This is a genomic window from Brevibacterium sp. LAARM2_SD2, assembly GCF_057364785.1.
In genome coordinates this window covers 69666-90563 of the sequence record NZ_JBNFOM010000008.1, presented here as the reverse complement: position 1 = coordinate 90563, position 20898 = coordinate 69666, and the positions used below count along the sequence as shown (strand labels likewise).

Sequence of the window (20898 nt, the reverse complement as noted above, 5' to 3'; positions counted from 1 at the left end):
AGAGAAGACATGGCTGAATTCCCCCAGGACACCATCCTCGTCGCGCTCACGGTCGATCCCGAAGGCGCTCTCGAGAAGCCCGCTGCCGAACTCCTCGGCGGTGCCGCCGCGATCGGCAGCCCCGTCGCACTCATCGTCGCCCCTGCCGGCACCGGTGACGCCGCGGCGGAGACGGCGGCCTCGCTCGGTGCCGTCCAGACCCTCATCGCCGAGGTGCCCGCGGGCAGCTCCGCGCTCGGCACCTTCGCCGTCGACGCCCTCGTCGGCGCCGCGGAGCTCACCGCACCCGATGCCATCCTCGTCCCGAACTCGATCGACGGCCGCGACCTCGCCGGCCGCTTCGCCGTGCGCACGGGTTCGGCGCTCTCGGTCGACGCGATCGGCGTCGAACGCGATTCCGAGGGCATCGTCGCCGACCACTCCGTCTACGGCGGCGGCTACACCGCGCAGTCGGCCCCGACCTTCGGCGCGCCCGTCATCACCGTCCGCCTCGGTGCGATCGAGAACCGCGCTGAGGCCCAGCCCGCGAACGCGCAGGCCCTCGAGGTAACCGACTCCGGCAAGCGCAGTGCCGACGTCACCGCGTACGAAGCCGTCGTCGAGACCTCCTCGCGACCCGAGCTGCGCGGGGCGCAGAAGGTCGTCTCCGGTGGTCGCGGTGTCGGTTCGGAGGAGTCGTTCGAGCTCGTCGGCGAATTCGCCGACGTCCTCGGTGCCGCTGTCGGCGCCTCGCGCGCCGCGGTCGATGCCGGCTACATCGCGCAGTCGCACCAGGTCGGCCAGACCGGTGTGTCCGTCTCCCCCCAGCTCTACGTCGCGCTCGGCATCTCCGGGGCGATCCAGCACAAGGCGGGCATGCAGACCTCGAAGACGATCGTCGCGGTCAACAAGGACGGCGAAGCGCCGATCTTCGACATCGCCGACTTCGGCGTCGTCGGCGACCTCTTCAAGGTCGTCCCCCAGGCCGTCGAGACCCTGAAAGCGAAACAGGGCTGATATGGCCACCTTCTCCAACACGCTGCGCTCGGGTCTGCCCCGGGTCTCCGGCGGCGATCCGTGGCCGCCGGAGGGCACGGTGGGTCAGGCTGTCGAGTGGGAATCCCGGGAATGGGTGAGCGCCGAGGCGGGCGCTGCTGAGCCTGCGGGTGCGGTTGATTCTGCGGGTGGCGTTGATGCTGGCGCTCCCGTCGATTCTGCGGGCGCCGTCGAATCTGGGGTTGCCGTCGATTCGGGTGCCGTCACCGAGGTGACTGCTGCCGAGACCTCGACCGTGGGCTCCGTCGAACCGGATGCGACCGGTGTCGAACCTGGTCTTGACTCCGGAGTCGACGAGACCGTCGCCGTTGAGGCCGACGGTGGGGCCGACGTCGAGGTGCCTGCCGGTGCGTCGACCGACGCTGGTGCCTTGAGCGACGCAGGTGCCTCGAGCGATGCCGGCGCACAGGATGTCGCTGCCGGCGCGGGTGCCGGTGCAGCTGTTGGAGCAGGCGCGGCGGATTCGGCCCCCGCGGCCGAGGTGCCCCTGCGCCGTGGACTTCCCCGCGTGAGCGGTGGAGAGGCATGGCCGCCGGAAGGGTTTGCCCCCGCCGGAGTCAAGGCGCCGAGGCAGGCCGGTGGTGCTGCTGCCGCTGGTGCCGCGCCGGCCGAGCCCGGTGCGCCGATCGAACCTGGTGCGTCGGAAACCGGTGGCGGAGAAGCCGTCGTCGAGCAGACCTCCAGCACCGATGAAACGTCCGCCGAGGAAGCGTCAGGCCAGGGCGTTGCTGCGGGTGCAGAGCCGACCGAGACCACCTCCGGCGCAGAGGAGACCGACGCCGCTGCTGTTGTGGCAGGCGCGGGCGCTGCCGCCGGGGCAGGCGTTGCCGGAGCCGGCGTCGCCGCTGCCTCTGCCGGAGAAGACGCCGCATCGGTGCCGTTGCGCCGTGGGCTGCCTCGCCGGTCAGGTGGGGACGCATGGCCGCCGGAGGGCCTCGCCCCTGCGGGGGTCAAGGGACCCTCGGCGAGTGCAACGCCTCCTGCCGCGACCGTTGAGTCCGGAACACCCGTTGCCGGTGACCAGGCTGCTGACTCTGCCGCCGCGGACGGTGTGCCTGCGGACACTGTGACCGCGACAGAGACCACTTCCGCTGCCTCGGCAGGTGCTGGTGGAGCTGCTCCCGCTGCCGCGGCACCTGCCGCCGGTGGGGCGACAACTGCGTCGGCCGCCGAGCTCAGCGATGTTCCGCTGCGCCGCGGTCTGCCGCGCACCGCCGGCGGCGACCCCTGGCCGCCCGAAGGCTTCGCCCCGGCAACGGCCACCGCGCCCACCGATGCGCAGCCGAAGACTGCACCAGCGGCCGATGCCACCGGTGCAGCGGACACCACCGACGCAGCAAGCACCGCGGGAGTCCCTGCCGCAGCTGCCGGTGCTGGGGTTGCCGGCGCCGTGGCCGCCGGTGCTGCCGCCTCGGCGAGTGGAGACACCGCGGAGAAGGGCAGCGCCGACACGGAGGCGGCGGCGGACGAACCCGCCAAGCCTGCGGGCCGCACAGGTCTGCCGAAGACCAGGACGGGCCTGCCGAAGTCCACCGGCCCCGACACCGGCAAGCCCGGCGACAAGCCCGCGGGACGGACCGGACTGCCGAAGACCGGCGGACCGGCGACGAAACCGGCCGAGAAGCCGGCGGCGAAGACCCCCGCCGCGGCAACCGGTGCGAAACCGGCAGCCGCAGGGTCGACGGCGGCCGCAGCGACCGCCTCGGCGGGAACAGCGGCGAAGTCCACCGCGGACTCGACGGCCGCGAAGTCGACCGGGGGGTCCACGGCCGCGAAGTCGACCACCTCGGCGAAACCCGCCTCCGACAAGCCCGCCTCCGCCGCACCCGCCAAGCGCGATCCGATCATGATCGGGTCGAAGTCGCTGGGACAGTGGATCGGTCTCGGGTCGCTCGGACTCGGTGGGCTCATCGTCGCCGCAGGCATCCTCATCCTCGCCGCACGCGGAGTCACGACTCTGCCCGGTGTGCCGGGATTCCTCGAGCGCTACCCGGGCGAATACCACCTGCCCGACTTCGTCGAACCGGGCTTCCCGGCGTGGGCGCGGTGGACGCACTTCCTCAACTTCTTCTTCATGGTGCTCATCATCCGCACGGGTCTGCAGGTGCGTCACCAGCAGAAGCCTCCGGCGTTCTACACGCCGAAGAACGGCGGGAAGAAGATCAGCATCAACCTGTGGCTGCACACGAGCCTCGACGTTCTCTGGCTGCTCAACGGCGTCGTCTTCGTCGTCCTCCTCTTCGTGTCCGGCCACTGGGCGCGCATCGTGCCGACAGCTGGGAGGTCTTCCCGAATGCCCTCTCGGCAATGCTGCAGTACATGACCCTGGAATGGCCGATGGAGGACGCGTGGGTCAACTACAACTCGCTCCAGCAGCTCATGTACTTCATCGTCGTCTTCATCGCCGCCCCCCTGGCCGCGATCACAGGTGTGCGCATGAGCGAGTGGTGGCCGAAGAACGCGACGACGCTGAATAAGATCTACCCGGCCCCGCTGGCGCGGGCGATCCACTTCCCGACGATGATCTTCTTCGTGTTCTTCATCGCCGTCCACGTGTTCCTGGTCTTCACGACCGGACTGCGGCAGAACCTCGGCTACATGTTCGCCGGGACGAACGTCCTGGGCTGGGCGGGCGTCATCTGGTTCCTCGTGGCGGTGGCCGTCGTCGTCGGCGCATGGTTCGCCGCCAGACCGCTTGTGCTCGCACCGATCGCGAACCTCTTCGGCAGGGTGTCGAGCAGGTAGGACACATGTCAGAGGGCCCCGAGTGAGATCACGTCACTCGGGGCACTCGTGTTTCTGCGGGAAAATTCGGTCTGCGCCGCCTCCACTGCGATTGTGCGCCAGGTCCATGGCGATCTCGACGCGAATTTCGCCATGAACCTGGCGCGGAATCCCAGGGGCGCCATGAACCTGGCGCAGAATTCCAGGGCGCTGGCAGTCAGGCGGGGATGCGCACGCGCTCGACGAACTCGACGACGGCCTCCTCGAGCTGCTGCAGTCCGGGCTCCTCGAGAGGGAAGTGACCTGCGCGGTCGAGGATGACCTCGGAGAACAGCTCCGGATCGAGTCGGGACACGACCGGCGTCGACAGATCCCGCGGGGTCCACCGGTCCTCGCCGGGCTGGGTGAGGAGGACGGGGCACGCATCGAAGTCCGCCGGCTCGACGGCCGGGACGTACGTGGCGTAGTCGGCGAGGAAGCGCAGCCACATCGCATTGCCCGCCGAGGTCGCATCGGCGAGGAAGACCTTCATCGCGCCCGGGTCGTTGGCTAACGCCGACATCTTCGACGCCAGACGCATCGGGTAGCGGATGCTCTTCAGCGGAGTCCTCGCCATGAGGCGCACCCAGGGCATGCCGAGACGGGCGGTGATGAGGCTGCGCGCCGTCCAATCGACGACCTCCTGATGGCGCTGATCGAGGAATGTCATGCCGACGATGCCCCTCAGAGCACCCGGTGCGGCCTTCGCGGCGACATGGTAGGCGAGCATGCCGCCGGCCGACAGGCCGTAGAGCACCGTGGGCTTCGGGTCCCGCGCCTGCTCGGCGGCGAGGAAGTCGATGACCATGTCGACCCAGTCGGCATACGACGGCGTGTACCCGGACTCGACCCGCGTCATCCCGTAGCCGAGATTGTCGAGCGCGACGACGTCATAGCCCTGCCGGGCCAGCGGAGCACCGAGGATGAGCGACATCTGGCGACCGTTCGTCCCGACGCCGTGGTGGAGGATGACACGGGCCTTCGCATCGGGTCGGCGATAGCGATCAAGATGGATCCAGTGCCCCCGCCACCCCCAGAACTCCTCGTCGGGAGCGGAGGTCTCGTCGAGTCGCAATCGCTCGGGCAGGAACTCCTGGAGGTCCTGCCACGCCTGCTGATTCTGATAGAGCGCTGCGCTTGCCATGCGTGTCCTCACGTCGACGATGACAACACCTTACGACAGAAATGACACTGAGTGTCAATACTGGCCCGTGCGTACAATGCTGGAATGGACCTGCCCTCCCTGCGCGATCGCAAGCGCCTCCTCATCCAGGAGGACATCATGGCGGTCGCCCTCCGACTGTTCCGCGAGCGCGGCTACGAGGCGACGACCGTCGACGACCTCGCCGCCGCCTCGGGGATGTCGCGGCGCACGTTCTTCCGCTACTTCCCGTCGAAGGAGGACGTCCTCGCGGGGAAGTGGACGGCGATGGGCGAGGGGATCGTCGTCGCGCTCATGGAGCGTCCCGCCGACGAGGAGCCGTGGACCTCGCTGCGCGCGTCGCTGACTGGCGTCGTCGACCACTACGCCGATCCTGCGCGGCGCACCGACAGCTATGCCCTCGACGAGGTCGTCGATTCCACGCCGTCCCTGCGCGCGGCATTCGTCGCGAAGGTCGACATCCTCGCCGAGGCGCTCTCCGCCGTTCTCGTCTCCCGCGGAGTCGCCGAGGTGAGGGCGCAGATGCTCGCCCGAGCATGCGGGGCAGCGCTGACGGTCGCGATGCGGCAGGCGCGCGCCACCGGCGCCGAGGGCATCGCCGACGACCTCGATCGGGCGATGGGAGTGCTCACCCCGGGGATGTGAGCGCCTCTATGCGAGGGCCTTGCGGACGGTGGCCTCGAATTCGCGGACGTGTTCGCCGGCCAGCGCGCTGACGGCGAGTTCGTCGCCGGCGAGGATGCCCTCGAGCAGGGAGATGTGCTCGCGGATGTGGCCGAGCAGGTCGGGGATCTTCGGCAGGACGAGGCACCAGATCCGGGTGGCGAGGTCGTCGAGGCGCACGAGCGTCTCCTGGAGGTGGATGTTGTCGACGGCGCGGTAGATGAGGCGGTGGACCTCGAGGTCGCGTTCGATGAGGGTGCGTGCGTCGAGGCCGGCCCTGAGCTCGCCGAGTTCGGCGATCGTCGCCGCGAACTCCTCGCGCAGCTCCGGCGTGATGTTCCGGGCGGCACGCGTGGCGGCAATGGGCTCGAGCGCCTGGCGCATCTCCGTGATCGCCGCGAGGTCCGTGATGTCGACATTGGCCGCGAACGTCCCGCGTCGCGGGTAGGACACGACGAGGTGGGCCCCCTCGAGGCGTTTGAGGGCCTCGCGGATCGGGGTGCGCCCGACCTCGAGTTCGGCGCTCAGCGCCGCCTCGTTGATGACGTCACCGGGAGCGATGTCGAGCATGACGAGCCGATGACGCAGCGCCTCGTACGCGCGGTCGGCCAGAGACGAGCTGCTCGCCGAGGTGTCCGCCGTCGTTGTCATCCCACTCCTCCATGCGTCGTCGAGCCGGCCCGGGCGGTGCGGCCCGGGCGGGTGGACAGGCCGGGTGGCCAGGTCGGGGAAAAGTTCTCCCACACCCATTGCCACGGCTGAAATTCTGCGCCTAGACTACAGGAACACAGCTGATATATTAGTTGACGATTAACGATCGAGGGAGATCGCATGACCGAGCAGCTCGCAGGAACCGCGGACGCGCAGTCCGGGACGCCTGGAACGCCTGGGACCGAGTCCGGGACGCCGCAGCCCCCGGGTGCCGGAACGACAGCGGCCCTGCCCACCGACTTCCCCAGTCGCGCCCCCGAGGAGCTGAGCACTCCGCTCGCGCAGCTCGACCCGGAGATCGCCGGCTTCATCGACGCCGAACTCGGCCGTCAGCGCGAGGGCCTGGAGATGATCGCCTCGGAGAACCACACTGCCACCGCCGTCATGGAGGCGCAGGGCTCGGTGCTGACGAACAAGTACGCCGAGGGTTACCCGGGCCGGCGCTACTACGGCGGCTGCGAATTCGTCGACGAGGTCGAGCGTCTCGCGATCGCCCGGGTCAAGGACCTCTTCGGGGCGGCCTTCGCGAACGTCCAGCCGCACTCCGGTGCCCAGGCCAACGCCTCGGTGATGCACGCCCTCATCCGTCCCGGCGACACCGTCCTCGGCCTCGACCTCGCCCACGGCGGCCACCTCACCCACGGGATGAAGCTCAACTTCTCCGGTCGCCTCTACGACATCGTCGCCTACGGCGTCGACGACGACACCCACCGCGTCGACATGGCCGAGGTCGCCCGTCTGGCCCGCGAGCACCAGCCGAAGCTCATCGTCGCCGGGTGGTCGGCGTACTCGCGGCAGCTCGACTTCGCCGAGTTCCGGCGCATCGCCGACGAGGTCGGCGCCTACCTCATGGTCGACATGGCCCACTTCGCCGGCCTCGTCGCCGCGGGCCTCCACCCCTCCCCGGTGCCGCACGCCCACGTCGTCACCTCGACGACGCACAAGACCCTCGGCGGTCCCCGCGGCGGTATCATCCTGACCAATGACGCCGAGGTGGCGAAGAAGGTGAATTCGGCCGTCTTCCCCGGTCAGCAGGGCGGACCGCTCGAACATGTCATCGCCGGCAAGGCCGTGGCCTTCGGGCTGGCCGCGACCGAGGAGTTCGCCGACAAACAGCGCCGGACCCTCGCCGGCGCCGCCGAACTCGCCCGCCGCCTCGGCGAGGATGACGTGGCGGAGCGCGGCATCACGATCGTCACCGGCGGCACCGACGTCCACCTCGTCCTCGTCGACCTCCGCGACTCCGTCCTCGACGGGGCGCAGGCCGAGGATCTCCTCGCGCGGATCGGGATCACCGTCAACCGCAACGCCGTGCCGAACGATCCGCGTCCGCCCATGGTCACCTCGGGGCTGCGCATCGGCACGCCTGCGCTCGCCAGCCGCGGTTTCGGGTCCGCCGCCTTCGCCGAGGTGGCCGACATCATCGCCGAGGTCCTCACCGCCGGCACCGACGAAGACGGACCGAGCCAGGAGACGATCGACGACCTCGGCGCCCGGGTCTCCCGCCTCGCCGCCGACCACCCGCTCTACCCGCACCTCACCCCGATCGGAGCACGCTGATGGCCGACCACCTGCCCGAACACCCCGACTTCCTGTGGCGCAATCCCGAGCCGAAGGCCTCCTACGACGCCGTCATCGTCGGCGGCGGGGGACACGGACTCGCGACCGCGTACTACCTCGCGAAGAACCACGGGATGACGAACATCGCGATCCTCGAGCGCGGGTGGCTGGCCGGGGGCAACATGGCCCGGAACACGACGATCATCCGTTCGAACTACCTGTGGGACGAGTCCGCGGCGATCTACGAGCACTCGCTCCGTCTCTGGGAGCAGCTGCCCGAGGAGCTCGACTACGACTTCCTCTTCTCCCAGCGCGGCGTGCTCAACCTCGCCCACACGCTCGGCGACGTCCGGGAGTCGCAGCGCCGCGTCGGTGCCAACGTCCTCAACGGCATCGATGCCGAATGGCTCGACCCGAGCCAGGTCAAGGAGGTCTGCCCGATCATCAACATCGGCGACGACCTGCGCTACCCCGTCATGGGGGCGACGTACCAGCCGCGGGCGGGCATCGCCAAGCACGACCACGTCGCCTGGGCGTTCGCCCGCAAGGCCGACGCGATGGGCGTCGACATCATCCAGAACTGCGAGGTCACCGACGTCTACCGCGACGGCGACCAGGTCATCGGCGTCGAGACGAACCTCGGGCGGATCGCCACGGAGAAGGTCGCGATCGCCGTCGCCGGCCACACCTCGGTGGTCGCCGCCATGGCCGGCATCCGCGTGCCCATCCAATCCCACCCGCTGCAGGCGCTCGTCTCCGAGCTCTTCGAGCCCGTCCACCCGACGGTCGTCATGTCCAACCACGTCCACGTCTACGTCTCCCAGGCCCACAAGGGCGAACTCGTCATGGGCGCCGGCGTCGACTCGTACAACGGCTACGGGCAGCGCGGCGGCTTCCACATCATCGAGGAGCAGCTCGCCGCCGCCGTCGAGCTCTTCCCGATCTTCGCCCGCGCGCATGTCCTGCGGACGTGGGGCGGAATCGTCGACGTCACCCTCGACGCGTCCCCGATCGTGTCGAAGACGGAAGTCGACGGCCTCTACGTCAACTGCGGATGGGGGACCGGCGGGTTCAAGGGCACCCCGGGGGCGGCTTCACGTTCGCCCACACCATCGCCAATGACGAGCCGCACGCGCTCAACGCCCCGTTCGCACTCGACCGGTTCGAGACCGGCCATCTCATCGACGAACACGGCGCCGCCGCCGTGGCCCACTGAGGGAGAGGGACTGCCATGCTGCTCATCACCTGCCCGAACTGCGGGGCCCGCGACGAATCCGAATTCGCCTACGGAGGTCAGGCGCACGTGCCCTACCCGGAGGATCCGTACGCGCTCACCGACCGCGAATGGGCCGAATACCTCTTCTACCGCGACAACGACCGCGGGCTCTTCGCCGAACGCTGGTGCCACAGCCTCGGCTGCCGGAAGTGGTTCAACGCGATCCGCGACACCGTGACCTATGACTTCGCCGCCGTCTACCCGATGGGACAGCCGCGGCCCGCCGAATTCGAAGGAGGCCTCAAGCGATGACCTCGACGCACACCGACTCTCACGCTGGGTCGCCCGCAGGCTCGGACGCTGCGACCGGCACCGGCTCGGACGCCGCGACCAGCGCGTCAGCGACCGGGCAGCGCGAGCGTCTCCCGCACGCGACCGGCATCGACCGCACCCGGCCGCTGACCTTCCGCGTCGACGGCCGGACCTTCACCGGGTTCGCCGGGGACACGATCGCCAGTGCCCTCATCGCCGCCGGCCGCCTCGACTGCGGGAACTCGACGTATCTCGACCGGCCGCGGGGAATCCTGGGCGCCGGGGTCGAGGAGCCCAACGCCCTCGTCCGCGTCCACGCCCCCGACAGCGCCGAGGTGGCCGAATCGATGCTCCCGGCAACCCGCGTCCTCATCCGCGAGGGCATGGAGGCCGACTACCTCTCCGGGCTCGGCATCCTCGACCCCGGCCGCGACGACGCCGTCTACGAGCACACGCACACCCACACCGACGTCCTCGTCGTCGGTGCCGGTCCCGCCGGGCTCGCCGCCGCCCGGGAGGCCGCGAAGTCAGGGGCCCGCGTCCTCCTCCTCGACGACGAACCCGTCCCCGGCGGGGCGCTCCTCGTCGCTCCCGCCGAGGCCATCGACGGGGTGCCGGCCCCGGAGTGGATCACCTCGACCCTCGCCGAGGCGACCGCCGCCGAGGAGTTCACCTACGTTCCCCGCACGACCGTCTTCGGCAGCTACGACTCGAACTACTTCGTCGCCCTCGAGGACCGCACCGGCGCCGAGGCGGGGCCCCGGCAGCGCGTGTGGCACATCCGTGCCGGTCAGGTCGTCCTCGCCACCGGAGCGCACGAACGTCCCATCGTCTTCGCCGACAACGACCGTCCCGGCATCATGCTCGCCTCCGCCGTGCGGACCTACCTGGGTCGCTACGGCGTCGTCGCCGGGCAGCGGGTGGCGATCGCGACGACGAACGACTCCGCCTACGACCTCGTCGGTGACCTCACCGCCGTCGGAGTCGAGGTCGTCGCCGTCATCGACTCCCGCGCCACCGCCTCGGCGCGGGCCTCCCAGGTCGCCGCCGACACCGGTGTGCGCCTCATCCTCGGCGCCGCGGTCACCGGCACGGCAGGAGAGGGCCCGGCCGGACGGATCTCGGGGATCACCGTCTCCGCGCTCGATGACGACGCGGTCGCCGCACCCGGCGGCGAGGACATCGCCGTCGACCTCCTCGCCGTCTCCGGCGGCCACTCGCCGGTCATCCACCTCCACGGTCAGCGGCGCGGCCCTATCGCCTGGGACGCCGACATCGCCGCCTTCGTGCCCACCGCCCCCGTCCGCGACCAGGCCACGGTCGGGGCGATGACCGGGGACTATGCGCTCGCCTCGGCGCTGCGGCAGGGCGCGGAGGCAGGCCACGCCGCCGCGGCGGCCGCCGGCTTCGACGCCGAGCTGACCATCCCGCGCCCCGACACGCCCGACACGGCCCCCGCACCTCATCGACCCCTGTGGGCGGTCACCTCGGCCGAGGACGATCCCGGCGCGCTGACCACGCACTTCGTCGATTTCCAGCGCGACCAGAGCGTCGCCGACATCCTCCGGGCGATGAACGCCGGCATGCGCTCGGTCGAGCACATCAAGCGGTACACGTCGATCTCGACGGCCAACGACCAGGGCAAGACCTCGGCGGTCAACACGATCGGAACGATCGCCTCGGTGCTCGGGGAGGACAACCTCGGCGAGGTCGGCCACACGACGTTCCGCGCCCCCTTCACCCCGGTCGCGTTCGCGGCGCTGGCCGGGCGGCGCAAGGGGGAGCTCTTCGATCCCGCTCGGGTCACGTCGATCCATCCGTGGCATGTCGCCCACGGGGCGGAGTTCGAGGACGTCGGGCAGTGGAAGCGGCCGTGGTATTACCCGCAGCCGGGGGAGGACATGGACGCCGCGGTGCTGCGCGAATGCCGGGCGGTGCGGGAGTCCGTCGGGTTCCAGGACGCGTCGACGCTCGGCAAGATCGAGATCCGCGGCACCGATGCCGGGAGGTTCCTCGGGCGGATCTACACGAACGGGTTCGCCAAGCTCGGGGTCGGCAAGGCCCGCTATGGGCTCATGTGCACCCCGGACGGGATGATCTTCGACGACGGGGTGACCCTGCGCGTGGCCGAGGACCGGTACTACATGACGACGACGACCGGCGGGGCGGCGAAGGTCCTCGACTGGCTTGAGGAATGGCACCAGACGGAATGGCCCGAGCTCGACGTCGTCTTCACCTCGGTGACGGAGGAATGGGCGACCGTCGCCGTCGCCGGACCGAAGTCGCGGGAGGTCATCGCCCAGGTCGCCCCCGACCTCGACGTGTCCAATGAGGCGTTCGGCTTCATGGAGTTCCGGCACACGACGCTGGCGAACGGGATCCCGGCGCGGATCTGCCGGATCTCGTTCTCCGGTGAGCTCGCGTTCGAGATCAACGTCGAAGCCTTCTACGGGCTGGCCGTGTGGGAGATGGTCGCCGAGGCGGGAGCCGAGTTCGACATCACCCCGTACGGCACGGAGACGATGCACGTGCTGCGCGCGGAGAAGGGGTTCATCATCGTCGGGCAGGACACCGACGGGACCGTCACCCCGGCCGATGCGGGGATGGAGTGGATCGTCTCGAAGGTCAAGGACTTCATCGGCAAACGCTCGTACACCCGCGTCGACACCGCGCGGGAGGACCGCAAGCACCTCGTCGGGGTGCTCCCCGTCGACGGAGAGACCCGGCTGATCGAGGGCGCGCAGCTCGTCGCCGCGGACACCCCGATCACCCCTGAGGACGGCCCGGTGCCGATGATCGGGCACGTCACCTCGTCATATCTGTCCCCGACCCTGGACAGGCCGTTCGGGCTCGCGCTCGTGGAGAACGGTCGCAACCGCCTCGGCGAGATCGTCCGGTCACCGCTCGGTGACACGGTCATCGACGTCGAGATCACCTCACCTGTGTTCTACGATCCGGAAGGAGACCGGCGCGATGGCTGAGACCACCGACACCGTCCTCGATGACCTGCGGGTGTCCCCGGCCGCCCACCTCGCCGAGGCGATGGCTGAGGCGAGCACCGCCGAGGTGGGGCTGCGGGAACGTCCTTTCGCCGTCCAGATCGGCGTGCGCGCAGTGCCGGGGACCGCCTCGGCGCGGGCGATCGGATCCGCGCTGGGGATCACTCTGCCTGAGGCCGTCGGGGAGGTGACCGGGGAGGCGGCCGGGCGGCACACGCTGTGGCTGAGCCCCGACGAATTCCTCACCGTCGACGTCGCGGCCACGCAGCGCCCGGGGGAGACCGACGCCGCCGAGGCCGCGCTCGAGGGACTGCCCGGGCAGGTCGTCGAGCTCTCGGCGAACCGGACGATCCTCGAGCTCACGGGGCCACGGGCCCGGACCGTGCTCGAGAAGAGCTGCCGCGCCGACCTCCACCCGCGGGCGTTTCCTGTCGGGACGGCGATCGTCACGCAGCTCGGGCCGGTGCCCGTCCTCCTCCACCGGTCGGGGGAGGAGGAGTTCCGCGTGCTGCCGCGCTCGAGCTTCGCCGACTTCATGGTGCGGTGGCTGCTCGACGGGATGGCCGAGTTCACCGGGGGCTCCGGGGCTTCCGGAGCGTCTGGGGCCGCTGGGGTCACCGGGGCCGCGAACCACGATCGGAAGGGCTGAGCATGCCGGAATACGTCCTCTCCCTCGAATGCGATGAGCGTCGGGGAATCGTCCACTCACTCACCGGGGCGCTGCTCGAACACGGCGGTGACATCAGGGAGCTCAAGCAGTTCGACGACGCGCTGAGCAGGCGGTTCTTCCTCCGCGTCGAGTTCGAGCTCGAGACTGAGGCGCTCGAGGACCTGCGCAGTGAGATCGAGGCGGTCGCCGGGGACCTCGATGCCTCGTGGAACCTCTGGCCGAAGGGGGAGAAGCGCCGAGTCCTCATCATGGTCTCGAAGTTCGAGCACTGCCTCAACGATCTCCTCTTCCGCGCCCGGATCGGGGAGCTGCCCGTCGAGATCGCCGCGGTCGTGTCGAACCATCCTGACCATCGGGAGCTCGTCGAATGGCATCACGTGCCGTTCTTCCGGATCCCGGTGACCGCGGAGACGAAACCGGAGGCCGAGGCCAAGCTGCTCGACCTCGTCGACCGGTTCGAGATCGACCTCGTCGTCCTCGCCCGGTACATGCAGGTCCTCTCCGACGATCTGGCCCGTGAGCTCACGGGGCGGGCGATCAACATCCACCACTCGTTCCTCCCCTCGTTCAAGGGGGCGAAGCCCTACCACCAGGCGTACGAGCGGGGAGTGAAGACCGTGGGCGCGACCGCCCACTTCGTCAACAGCGAGCTGGATGAGGGGCCGATCATCGCCCAGGCCGTCACCGAGGTCGACCACGCCTTCGGTCCGCAGGATCTCGTCGCCGCCGGCCGCGACACCGAATGCAAGGCACTGTCGAACGCGGTGCGCTGGCACTGCGAGGGCCGGGTGTTCCTCAACGGGAAGCGCACCGTCGTCCTCCGGTAGGGGCGGGGTCGCAGGCGACTGCGGCGCTCAAGCCCGGCGGGCGGAATAGTCTGGCCGCGGCTGCGGTTCGCATGAATGCGCCGGTCGACTCCGGCGGGAGCGCCTCACACGAAAGGTTGAGCATGGCTGAGAACACCATCACGATGTACGGAGCGGAATGGTGCGGCGACTGCCGGCGCACGAAGAAGCAGCTGACCGAACTCGGCATCGACTTCGACTACATCGATCTCGTCGCCGAACCGGAGCGGGCCGACGATGCGAAGGCGATCTCGGGCCGGACGAACATCCCGGTCGTCGTCTACCCGGACGGTTCCCACCAGGTCGAGCCGACCAACCCCGAGGTCGAGACCAAGCTCAAGGACCTCGCCCTGCTCTGAAGTCCGCACTGAGACCGCCACTCAGCGCCGAGACCGACACTTCTGACTGTCCGTCTCGGCGCTAACTGTCCGTCTCGGCAGACGAGGACGAGCTCCCCGGCTCCGCGTCGGCGGCGAGCGCCTCGGCGATGATCTTCGCCTCCCGACGGAGCAGGGCGACGAGGTGCTCGACCCGCTGACCGGTGACGCGATCGGCGATCGAGGCGATCGACAGAGCAGCGCGCGGGCGCTCCCCGCGGACCTTGAGCGCGACTCCCACGGCCCACGACCCCTGCGCGAACAGTCCGGGGTTGTGGACGAAGCCGTCGATGCGGGCCTGGTCGATGATGTCGCGGAGCTGGTCGATGCGGACCTTCGGATACCGCTGCGCGAGGATCTGCTCGTTCGCCGCGAACAGGGCGTCCACCTCGGCGCCGGGAAGCTCCGCCATGATCGCGAGACTGCCGGCTCCGATGCCCAGCGGATGCCGGTCGCCGACGGCGAGGGCGTTGTTGAAGATCTCCCCGAAGCCCTCCTCGCGCCGCGCGCAGATCGAATAGCTGCCGGTGCGCAGGGTGAGGAACGCGGTGTCCTGGGTGATCTCGGCGAGCCGGAGCAGACTCGATTCGGACTCGATGACGAGGGGGTCGACGGACTTCTGCGCGAGCTGCCCGAGGATCTGCGACTGCACGCCGAGGCGGTACCCGCCCTCATCGAGGCGCTCGACATAGCCCATCGCGATGAGCGCCTGGAGCATCCGGTGGACGCTCGCCTTCGGCCGGCCGCTGATCGAGGCGATCTCCGACAGGCTCGCCCCGTTCTTCCCGTCGCTGGCCAGCAGACCGACGAGCCCCAGGAGCGACAGCGCCCGCTGGATGCTCTGCGCCCCGGTGCCCGGCTCGAGGTCGTCGACGGCGTGGGCGACGTTGAACGAGGCGGACCGGCGCAGGATCTTCCCCCGCATCTTCATCCGACCGATGTCCTCGGGATCCACGCCAGTGACCATGATCCGATTATCGCGCGCCGAGGCGGCCCCACCACGGAAGATCCATGATGTGGAACCTCGGCGACGGCAGAGCGGACACTGCTCGCCGTCCTGCCCCGCACCCCTATCGCCGAGGCGGATCGGGGGCTAGTCTCGAACCACTCGACAACCACATGCACCGCTGCATTGGGAGGACCGCCATGACCGCCACCTACACGTTCGACGTGTTCAGCAGCCTCAACTCGCGCGCCACCGTCTCCGAGGAATCCGACTGGGGCGGCTACTGGGGCAAGCAGGGTCCCGAACTCCTCGAGGAGCGCCTCGGCGAGTACTCCGGTGACCAGCGGCTCGTCCTCGGGGCGAACACGTACCGGGCGTTCGCCGCGATGATCGCCGCGGCCGGCGAGGACTCCGAGGTCTTCGACCCGTGGGTGACCGAGATGCGCAACCTCCCGACCACGGTCATCTCGAACACGCTGAGCGAACCGCTCGACTGGCCCGACGCGACATTGGTGCGCGGCGATGCCGTCGAGGTCGTCACCCGGCTCAAGGAGAGCTCCGATGTGCCGCTGCGCTCCCACGGCAGTCTCGCGATGAACCGCGCACTCATGGACGCCGGCCTCGTCGACCGCCTGCAGGTGACGATCTTCCCCGCCCTGACCGGCCGCACCGGAACCGAACCGATCTTCGACGGCGCCGAGGACTTCGACCTCGAACTCCTCTACTGCCGCACCCTCGACGGACGCACCCAGGAGCTCATCTACCGGCCCCACCTGCACTGAGCGTCTCACCTGCACTGGCTGGTTCACCTGCACTGACAGCGGGAGGGCGAGCCGCCTCGGCGCGGTCCTGAACGCTTGTGTCCACCGATCGGGGGACAGCGGTCGTCCACTGCTCGGGCGTTTCGGACGGATCCCGGTGCGCCGAGGATGGAACCATGGCTCACGCAATCACCGCCCGAGACCTCGTCCGGACCTACCGGAGACCCAAGCAGGACCCGTTCAACGCCGTCGACGGGATCGACCTCACGATCGGCGTCGGCGAGTGCTACTGCCTCCTCGGACCCAATGGGGCAGGGAAGTCGACGACGGTCGACATGCTCGACGGGGCCCTGAAGCCGACCTCCGGGGAGATCTCCGTCCTCGGATTCGTCCCCTACGACGCGCCCGCCGCGTTCCGATCCCGCATCGGCGTCGTCCTCCAGGAGGCCACCGACGGCTCCCACTTCACCGTGGCCCAGACCATGGGCCAGCTCGCGCACATCTACCCGCACCCGGCCGATGTCGACGAGCTCATCGCCGCCGTCGGCCTGACCGAGAAGGCGAACGACAAGGTCACCCGCCTCTCCGGTGGGCAGCGCCGCCGCCTCGACGTCGCTCTGGGGCTCGTCGGTCGCCCGGAGATCCTCTTCCTCGACGAGCCGACGACCGGATTCGATCCGGTCTCGAGACGGCAGTTCTGGGACCTCATCCGCAGACTCCACGGCGACGGCACGACGATCGTGCTCACGACGCACTACCTCGACGAGGCGGAGGCGCTCGCCGACCGCATCGGCATCATCAACCACGGAGTGCTCATCGATGAGGGTGCCCCTGACGACATCGGCGGACCGCTCGCCCGAGTGCCCCGCGTGCACTGGGTCGACGAGACCGGCGTCGACCGCGTCGAGCGCACAGCGACCCCGACGGCTCTCGTCGCGTCGCTGACCTCGCCGAACACGGCGGAGATCCCCGGTCTGCGGGTGGTGCGGCCGAGCCTCGAAGACGTCTACGTCGAGCTCATCGGCGGCGCCGACGACGGTGCTGCTGACGCTGTCGACAGCCCTGCGAGCGGCACTGCCGGCACCGCCTCGGCGGCATTTCCCAAACGATCACCCGAGACCACCGAGGCAAGGAGCCGACGATGAACGGACAGCACACCGCCGAGGTCGACCGACCGTCCGCGACCACGATCAGTCCCCAGTGGCGTCCGCCGGTGTTCGCGCTCGGCTGGCAGCGGACGAAGATCGAGATCGCCGTCCTCGCTCAGGACTATCTCTCCCTCTTCCTCGTCCTCTTCTTCCCCGCCCTGCTCATGCTCCTCTTCGGCGCGATCTTCGACGATATGCCGCCGCTGCCCGGCCCCGACGGACAGACTCTGTCCGTGGCCCAGACCTACCTGCCCGGACTCCTCGCCGTCGGCGCCGCGCTCAGCGGCTTCCAGAACCTCACGGGCTACGTCGCCGTCGACCGCTTCAACGGCACCATCCGCCGGCTCTCGGCCACCCCGCTGCCGGAGGTCAGCTACTTCCTCGGCAAGATCGGCATGACCCTCATCCTCGTCATCATCCAGAGCATCCTCCTCCTGCTCGTCGCCACGCTCGTCTTCGATGCGTCACTGCCGACGGACCCGCTGCGCTGGGCCGTCATCGTCGGCGTCATGCTGCTGTCGACGGCGGCCGGGGCCGTGCTCGGGATCGCTCTCGCCTCGGTCGCAAGAACCGAGCAGGCCGGTGCCACCCTCGCCGTCGTCCCGACGATGGTGCTCTCATTCATCTCCGGCGTCTACATGCTGCCGAGCCTCCTGCCGGACTGGCTGCTCGGCATCTCCGCGGTCTTCCCGCTGCGATGGACGGCCGTGGGACTCCAATACGCGTTCCTGCCCGAGTGGGCGTTCGACGCCCCGGAGATGAAGACCGCCGACCCGTGGCTGGGCGTCGGCATCATCGCCGCGTGGTTCGTGCTCGGACTGATCCTCGCGATGAAAACCTTCAAATGGAAGCAGAATGGCTCATAAGCTCAGTGGTATGGACAGCGCAGAGGATCTCCCGGCGCGGGCCGACCTGCACGCCGTGGGCGGTGCCTCGGTCGTCGAGACCTCTGCGCGCTGGTGGCACCTGGCGTTCTATCTCTGCTTCGCGGGCACCGCGGTCTTCTACGCCGTCGTCATCCCCTGGCCTGAGGCGCTGCTGGCGCTCGCCCCCTTGGCCGTCATCGTCGTCGCCTACTCGGTGCTCGTCATTCCCGACTGGCCGCCGCCGAACCGCGGGCGCGCCTATGTCCTCATCGTCATCGTCTGCTTCGTCGTCGCCACGATGCTGACTCCCTACGGCGCCTTCATGTACTTCTTCGCCCTCGGCCACATCTGGATGTTCTCCGGCGGACTGCGCGAAGTGGTCATCGCCTTCATCGTCCTCGCCGCGGGACTCACCGCGGGGATCGGCATCCGCACCGGAGGTCTCGATCCCGTCGATGTCTTCCTCCAAGTGGTGGTCCCGTGCGCGGCGAGCTTCGCCATGGGGCTGTGGATCGATCGGATCATCAGGCAGAGCGAGGACCGTGCCGAGCTGCTGCGGACGCTGCGGCGCACCCAGGACGAGCTCGCCCGCGCCCATCACCTCGCCGGGGCGGCGGCGGAGCGGGAGAGGGTCGCCCGCGACATCCACGACACCCTCGCGCAGGGCTTCACCTCGATCGTCCTCCTCTCCGAAGCCGGACTCGACCAGGTGCGCCGGCCCGCCGAGGCGGAGGCAACCCTGCGCGCGATCCGTCGGGTCGCCCACGACAACCTCGGCGAGGCCCGAGCGCTCGTCCAGTCCGGCCAGCAGCGGTGGGACGACTCCGCGTTCCTCGGGGCGCTCGAGCGCACATGTGCCCGAGCGCAGACGGTGAGCCCCGGCCGGATGGAGGTGCGGGCCGTCATCGACCAGTCCGCGACCGGACTCGACGTCAATGAGAAGATCATGGTCCTCCGCGGCCTCCAGGAGGCACTGGCGAACGTCCTCAAGCACGCCGAGGCCGCCTCGGTGACGGTGACCTTCACCGCTGATGAGGACACAGCGCGCCTGAGCGTCAGCGACGACGGCATCGGCTTCGATCCCGCCGCCGACCGGGGCGCGACCGACGGACACGGCCACTTCGGACTGCCCTCGATGCGGCAGCGCGCCGCCGAGATCGGCGCGGACCTCGCCATCGCCTCCCGGCCCGGGCAGGGCACCCGCCTCGACATCACGGTCGCGCGCACCGGAAGTGAGGACGGACATGCCTGATGTGCGAGTGATCCTCGCCGACGATCATCCGGTCGTGCGCAGCGGCCTCGTCGCGCTGCTGGCCGCGAAGGACGGCATCGACGTCGTCGCCGAGGCGGGTGACGGGCAGGAATGCCTCGCCGCGGTGGCGCGCCTGAGCCCCGACGTCGTGCTCATGGATCTGCGGATGCCCCGCCTCGACGGGGCCGCGGCGACCGCGGCGATCACCTCGGCGCATCCGGCGACGAAGGTCGTCGTCCTCACCACGTACGACGAGGACGCCGACATCGTCCGCGCGGTCGAGGCCGGTGCGGTCGGCTATCTCCTCAAGGACAGCGGTGCCGACCAGATCGTGCGTGCGGTGCGGGCTGCCGCGCGCGGGGAGACGGTGCTCGCGCCGCGGATGGCGACGACCCTGATGAACCATCTGCGCGCGCCGTCCGGCCGGCGCTGTCACCGCGGGAGATCGAGGTCCTCGGCGGGGTCGGCGAGGGATTGAGCAATGCCGAGATCGGCAGGCGCCTCCACATCACCGAGGCGACGGTGAAGACCCATCTCGTGCGCGCGTTCGCGAAGCTCGGCACGCAGGATCGGACGCGCGCGGTGCTCGAGGCGATGCGGGCCGGGTATCTCCCCGGACCGTGAAGTCGTGCAGGGGTCGGTGCCGCCCGCCGAGCCTTCCATCCACGATGCGGAACACGATCGCGGAAACGGTCGACGCCTCGGCGATCGTCGGTCCTAGACTCGAACCGACCGTGACCGGACGATGAAAGGCGGCGCCGTGGCCGAAGCAGTCCTCGATCTGCGCGCAGTGACGTTCCGGCGCGGGGCGACGAAGATCCTCCACGGCATCGACCTGCGGATCGAGCGCGGCGAGCACTGGGTGCTGCTCGGGCCGAACGGGGCAGGGAAGTCGACGATCCTCTCGTTCGCCGGCGCCCAGGTGTTCCCGACCTCGGGGACCGTCGACGTCCTCGGGCAGCGGATGGGCCGGGTCGAGCTCGCGGCCCTGCGCCGGCACATCGGCCACGTCAATCCGCGCCATCCGCTGCGGTCGAACCTGCCCGTCCGCGACGTCGTCCTCACCGGTCTGACCGGGACGATCGAGCGACCTCTGCGCTGGGAGCCGACCGCCTCCGACCTCGCGCGCGCCGCTGCGATGCTCGCCGAGGTGGGGCTGACCTCCCGTGCCGACGCCGGGTGGCAGGTGCTGTCCCAGGGGGAGCGGGGTCGCGCTCTCGTCGCCCGGGCGCTCATCGCCGACCCCGAGCTCCTCCTCTTCGACGAGCCGACCACCGGACTCGATGTCGCCGCCCGCGAGCAGCTGCTCGAGACGATCGATGCCCTGTCGGTGACCTCGCCGGAGCTCACCACGCTGCTCGTCACCCATCATCTTGAGGAGATCCCCGAGACGACCTCGCACGCCGTGCTCATCTCCCGCGGCAGGCTCACGGCCGCTGGACCGATCGACGCGGTGCTCACCACCGAGGCGGTCTCGACGGCGTTCGAGCACCCGATCGCGGTCGGGCACGCCGACGGACGCTGGTCGGCGCGAACGGTGCGGGCGCGAGTGTGACGACGCTCCCTGCCTGACGACGCGGCTCACCTCTCGGCACGACCCGCGGCGATCCGA

Annotated in this window: 20 protein-coding genes and 1 pseudogene; 18 read left to right on the top strand and 3 right to left on the bottom strand. The window is 69.8% G+C overall.

Annotated elements, in window-relative coordinates; genetic code table 11:
- The first annotated feature begins 9 nt into the window (after positions 1-9).
- The 3 genes from AC2W7K_RS07120 to AC2W7K_RS07110 are packed head-to-tail and all read left to right on the top strand — an operon-like array spanning position 10 to position 3780.
- Positions 10-996: an electron transfer flavoprotein subunit alpha/FixB family protein gene (locus AC2W7K_RS07120; RefSeq protein WP_344259048.1), complete on the top strand. Its 987-nt coding sequence runs from the start codon at positions 10-12 to the stop codon at positions 994-996.
- 1 nt (position 997) lies between these two features.
- Positions 998-3358 (top strand): cytochrome b/b6 domain-containing protein, encoded by a 2361-nt coding sequence (locus AC2W7K_RS07115; protein WP_486005925.1) that lies wholly within the window; start codon positions 998-1000, stop codon positions 3356-3358.
- Positions 3343-3780 carry a cytochrome b/b6 domain-containing protein gene (locus AC2W7K_RS07110; protein WP_486005924.1) on the top strand — a complete coding sequence of 146 codons (438 nt, stop codon included), beginning with the start codon at positions 3343-3345 and terminating at the stop codon, positions 3778-3780. Before AC2W7K_RS07115 ends, AC2W7K_RS07110 begins: the two co-directional genes overlap by 16 nt.
- 196 nt (positions 3781-3976) lie before the next feature.
- Here AC2W7K_RS07110 and AC2W7K_RS07105 read toward each other — a convergent pair whose 3' ends face one another.
- Positions 3977-4942, bottom strand: coding sequence for an alpha/beta hydrolase (locus AC2W7K_RS07105; protein WP_198500173.1), 966 nt, complete (start codon positions 4940-4942; stop codon positions 3977-3979).
- A gap of 84 nt (positions 4943-5026) precedes the next feature.
- Here AC2W7K_RS07105 and AC2W7K_RS07100 point away from each other — a divergent pair, with 84 nt between their 5' ends.
- Positions 5027-5605 carry a TetR family transcriptional regulator gene (locus AC2W7K_RS07100; RefSeq protein ID WP_198500174.1) on the top strand — a complete coding sequence of 193 codons (579 nt, stop codon included), beginning with the start codon at positions 5027-5029 and terminating at the stop codon, positions 5603-5605.
- A 6-nt stretch (positions 5606-5611) separates the two neighbouring features.
- On the opposite strand, the gene AC2W7K_RS07095 is transcribed toward AC2W7K_RS07100, so the two are convergent.
- Entirely contained in the window at positions 5612-6274 is a 663-nt protein-coding gene (locus tag AC2W7K_RS07095) for a GntR family transcriptional regulator (RefSeq protein ID WP_198500175.1), read from the bottom strand.
- Between the two features lie 180 nt (positions 6275-6454).
- Here AC2W7K_RS07095 and glyA point away from each other — a divergent pair, with 180 nt between their 5' ends.
- From glyA to AC2W7K_RS07060, 7 genes and pseudogenes are all read left to right on the top strand, one after another.
- Positions 6455-7894, top strand: a complete 1440-nt coding sequence (gene glyA, locus AC2W7K_RS07090) for a serine hydroxymethyltransferase (protein ID WP_269780031.1) — start codon at positions 6455-6457, stop codon at positions 7892-7894.
- Positions 7894-9110: pseudogene (locus AC2W7K_RS07085) on the top strand (sarcosine oxidase subunit beta family protein). Before glyA ends, AC2W7K_RS07085 begins: the two are co-directional and overlap by 1 nt.
- Before the next feature lie 15 nt (positions 9111-9125).
- The gene (locus tag AC2W7K_RS07080) at positions 9126-9422 is read left to right on the top strand and encodes a sarcosine oxidase subunit delta (protein WP_198500177.1); all 297 of its coding nucleotides are present in this window, start codon (positions 9126-9128) and stop codon (positions 9420-9422) included.
- Positions 9419-12403: a 2Fe-2S iron-sulfur cluster-binding protein gene (locus AC2W7K_RS07075; RefSeq protein ID WP_486005923.1), complete on the top strand. Its 2985-nt coding sequence runs from the start codon at positions 9419-9421 to the stop codon at positions 12401-12403. Before AC2W7K_RS07080 ends, AC2W7K_RS07075 begins: the two co-directional genes overlap by 4 nt.
- Entirely contained in the window at positions 12396-13070 is a 675-nt protein-coding gene (locus AC2W7K_RS07070; RefSeq protein WP_198500179.1) for a sarcosine oxidase subunit gamma, read from the top strand. Before AC2W7K_RS07075 ends, AC2W7K_RS07070 begins: the two co-directional genes overlap by 8 nt.
- 2 nt (positions 13071-13072) lie before the next feature.
- On the top strand, positions 13073-13918 hold the full coding sequence (gene purU, locus AC2W7K_RS07065; RefSeq protein ID WP_198500180.1) for a formyltetrahydrofolate deformylase: 846 nt from the start codon (positions 13073-13075) through the stop codon (positions 13916-13918).
- Positions 13919-14040: 122 nt separating this feature from the next.
- Positions 14041-14295, top strand: a complete 255-nt coding sequence (locus AC2W7K_RS07060) for a glutaredoxin family protein (protein ID WP_198500181.1) — start codon at positions 14041-14043, stop codon at positions 14293-14295.
- Positions 14296-14356: 61 nt separating this feature from the next.
- On the opposite strand, the gene AC2W7K_RS07055 is transcribed toward AC2W7K_RS07060, so the two are convergent.
- Complete coding sequence (locus tag AC2W7K_RS07055) at positions 14357-15280, bottom strand: IclR family transcriptional regulator (protein ID WP_198500182.1); 924 nt, start codon at positions 15278-15280, stop codon at positions 14357-14359.
- Positions 15281-15459: 179 nt separating this feature from the next.
- Here AC2W7K_RS07055 and AC2W7K_RS07050 point away from each other — a divergent pair, with 179 nt between their 5' ends.
- The 7 genes from AC2W7K_RS07050 to AC2W7K_RS07020 all read left to right on the top strand — a co-directional run bounded on the left by AC2W7K_RS07050 (position 15460) and on the right by AC2W7K_RS07020 (position 20841).
- Positions 15460-16041 (top strand): dihydrofolate reductase family protein, encoded by a 582-nt coding sequence (locus AC2W7K_RS07050; RefSeq protein ID WP_198500183.1) that lies wholly within the window; start codon positions 15460-15462, stop codon positions 16039-16041.
- 155 nt (positions 16042-16196) lie between these two features.
- Complete coding sequence (locus AC2W7K_RS07045; RefSeq protein ID WP_344250113.1) at positions 16197-17165, top strand: ABC transporter ATP-binding protein; 969 nt, start codon at positions 16197-16199, stop codon at positions 17163-17165.
- Positions 17162-18034, top strand: coding sequence for an ABC transporter permease (locus AC2W7K_RS07040; protein WP_198500185.1), 873 nt, complete (start codon positions 17162-17164; stop codon positions 18032-18034). The genes AC2W7K_RS07045 and AC2W7K_RS07040 overlap by 4 nt, the downstream gene beginning before the upstream one ends.
- A 10-nt stretch (positions 18035-18044) precedes the next feature.
- Entirely contained in the window at positions 18045-19286 is a 1242-nt protein-coding gene (locus AC2W7K_RS07035; protein WP_198500186.1) for a sensor histidine kinase, read from the top strand.
- Positions 19279-19764, top strand: coding sequence for a response regulator (locus AC2W7K_RS07030; RefSeq protein ID WP_486005922.1), 486 nt, complete (start codon positions 19279-19281; stop codon positions 19762-19764). The genes AC2W7K_RS07035 and AC2W7K_RS07030 overlap by 8 nt, the downstream gene beginning before the upstream one ends.
- Complete coding sequence (locus tag AC2W7K_RS07025; protein WP_486005921.1) at positions 19761-19910, top strand: response regulator transcription factor; 150 nt, start codon at positions 19761-19763, stop codon at positions 19908-19910. Before AC2W7K_RS07030 ends, AC2W7K_RS07025 begins: the two co-directional genes overlap by 4 nt.
- Positions 19911-20046: 136 nt before the next feature.
- Entirely contained in the window at positions 20047-20841 is a 795-nt protein-coding gene (locus AC2W7K_RS07020) for an ABC transporter ATP-binding protein (RefSeq protein WP_249120956.1), read from the top strand.
- Positions 20842-20898 lie beyond the last annotated feature (57 nt).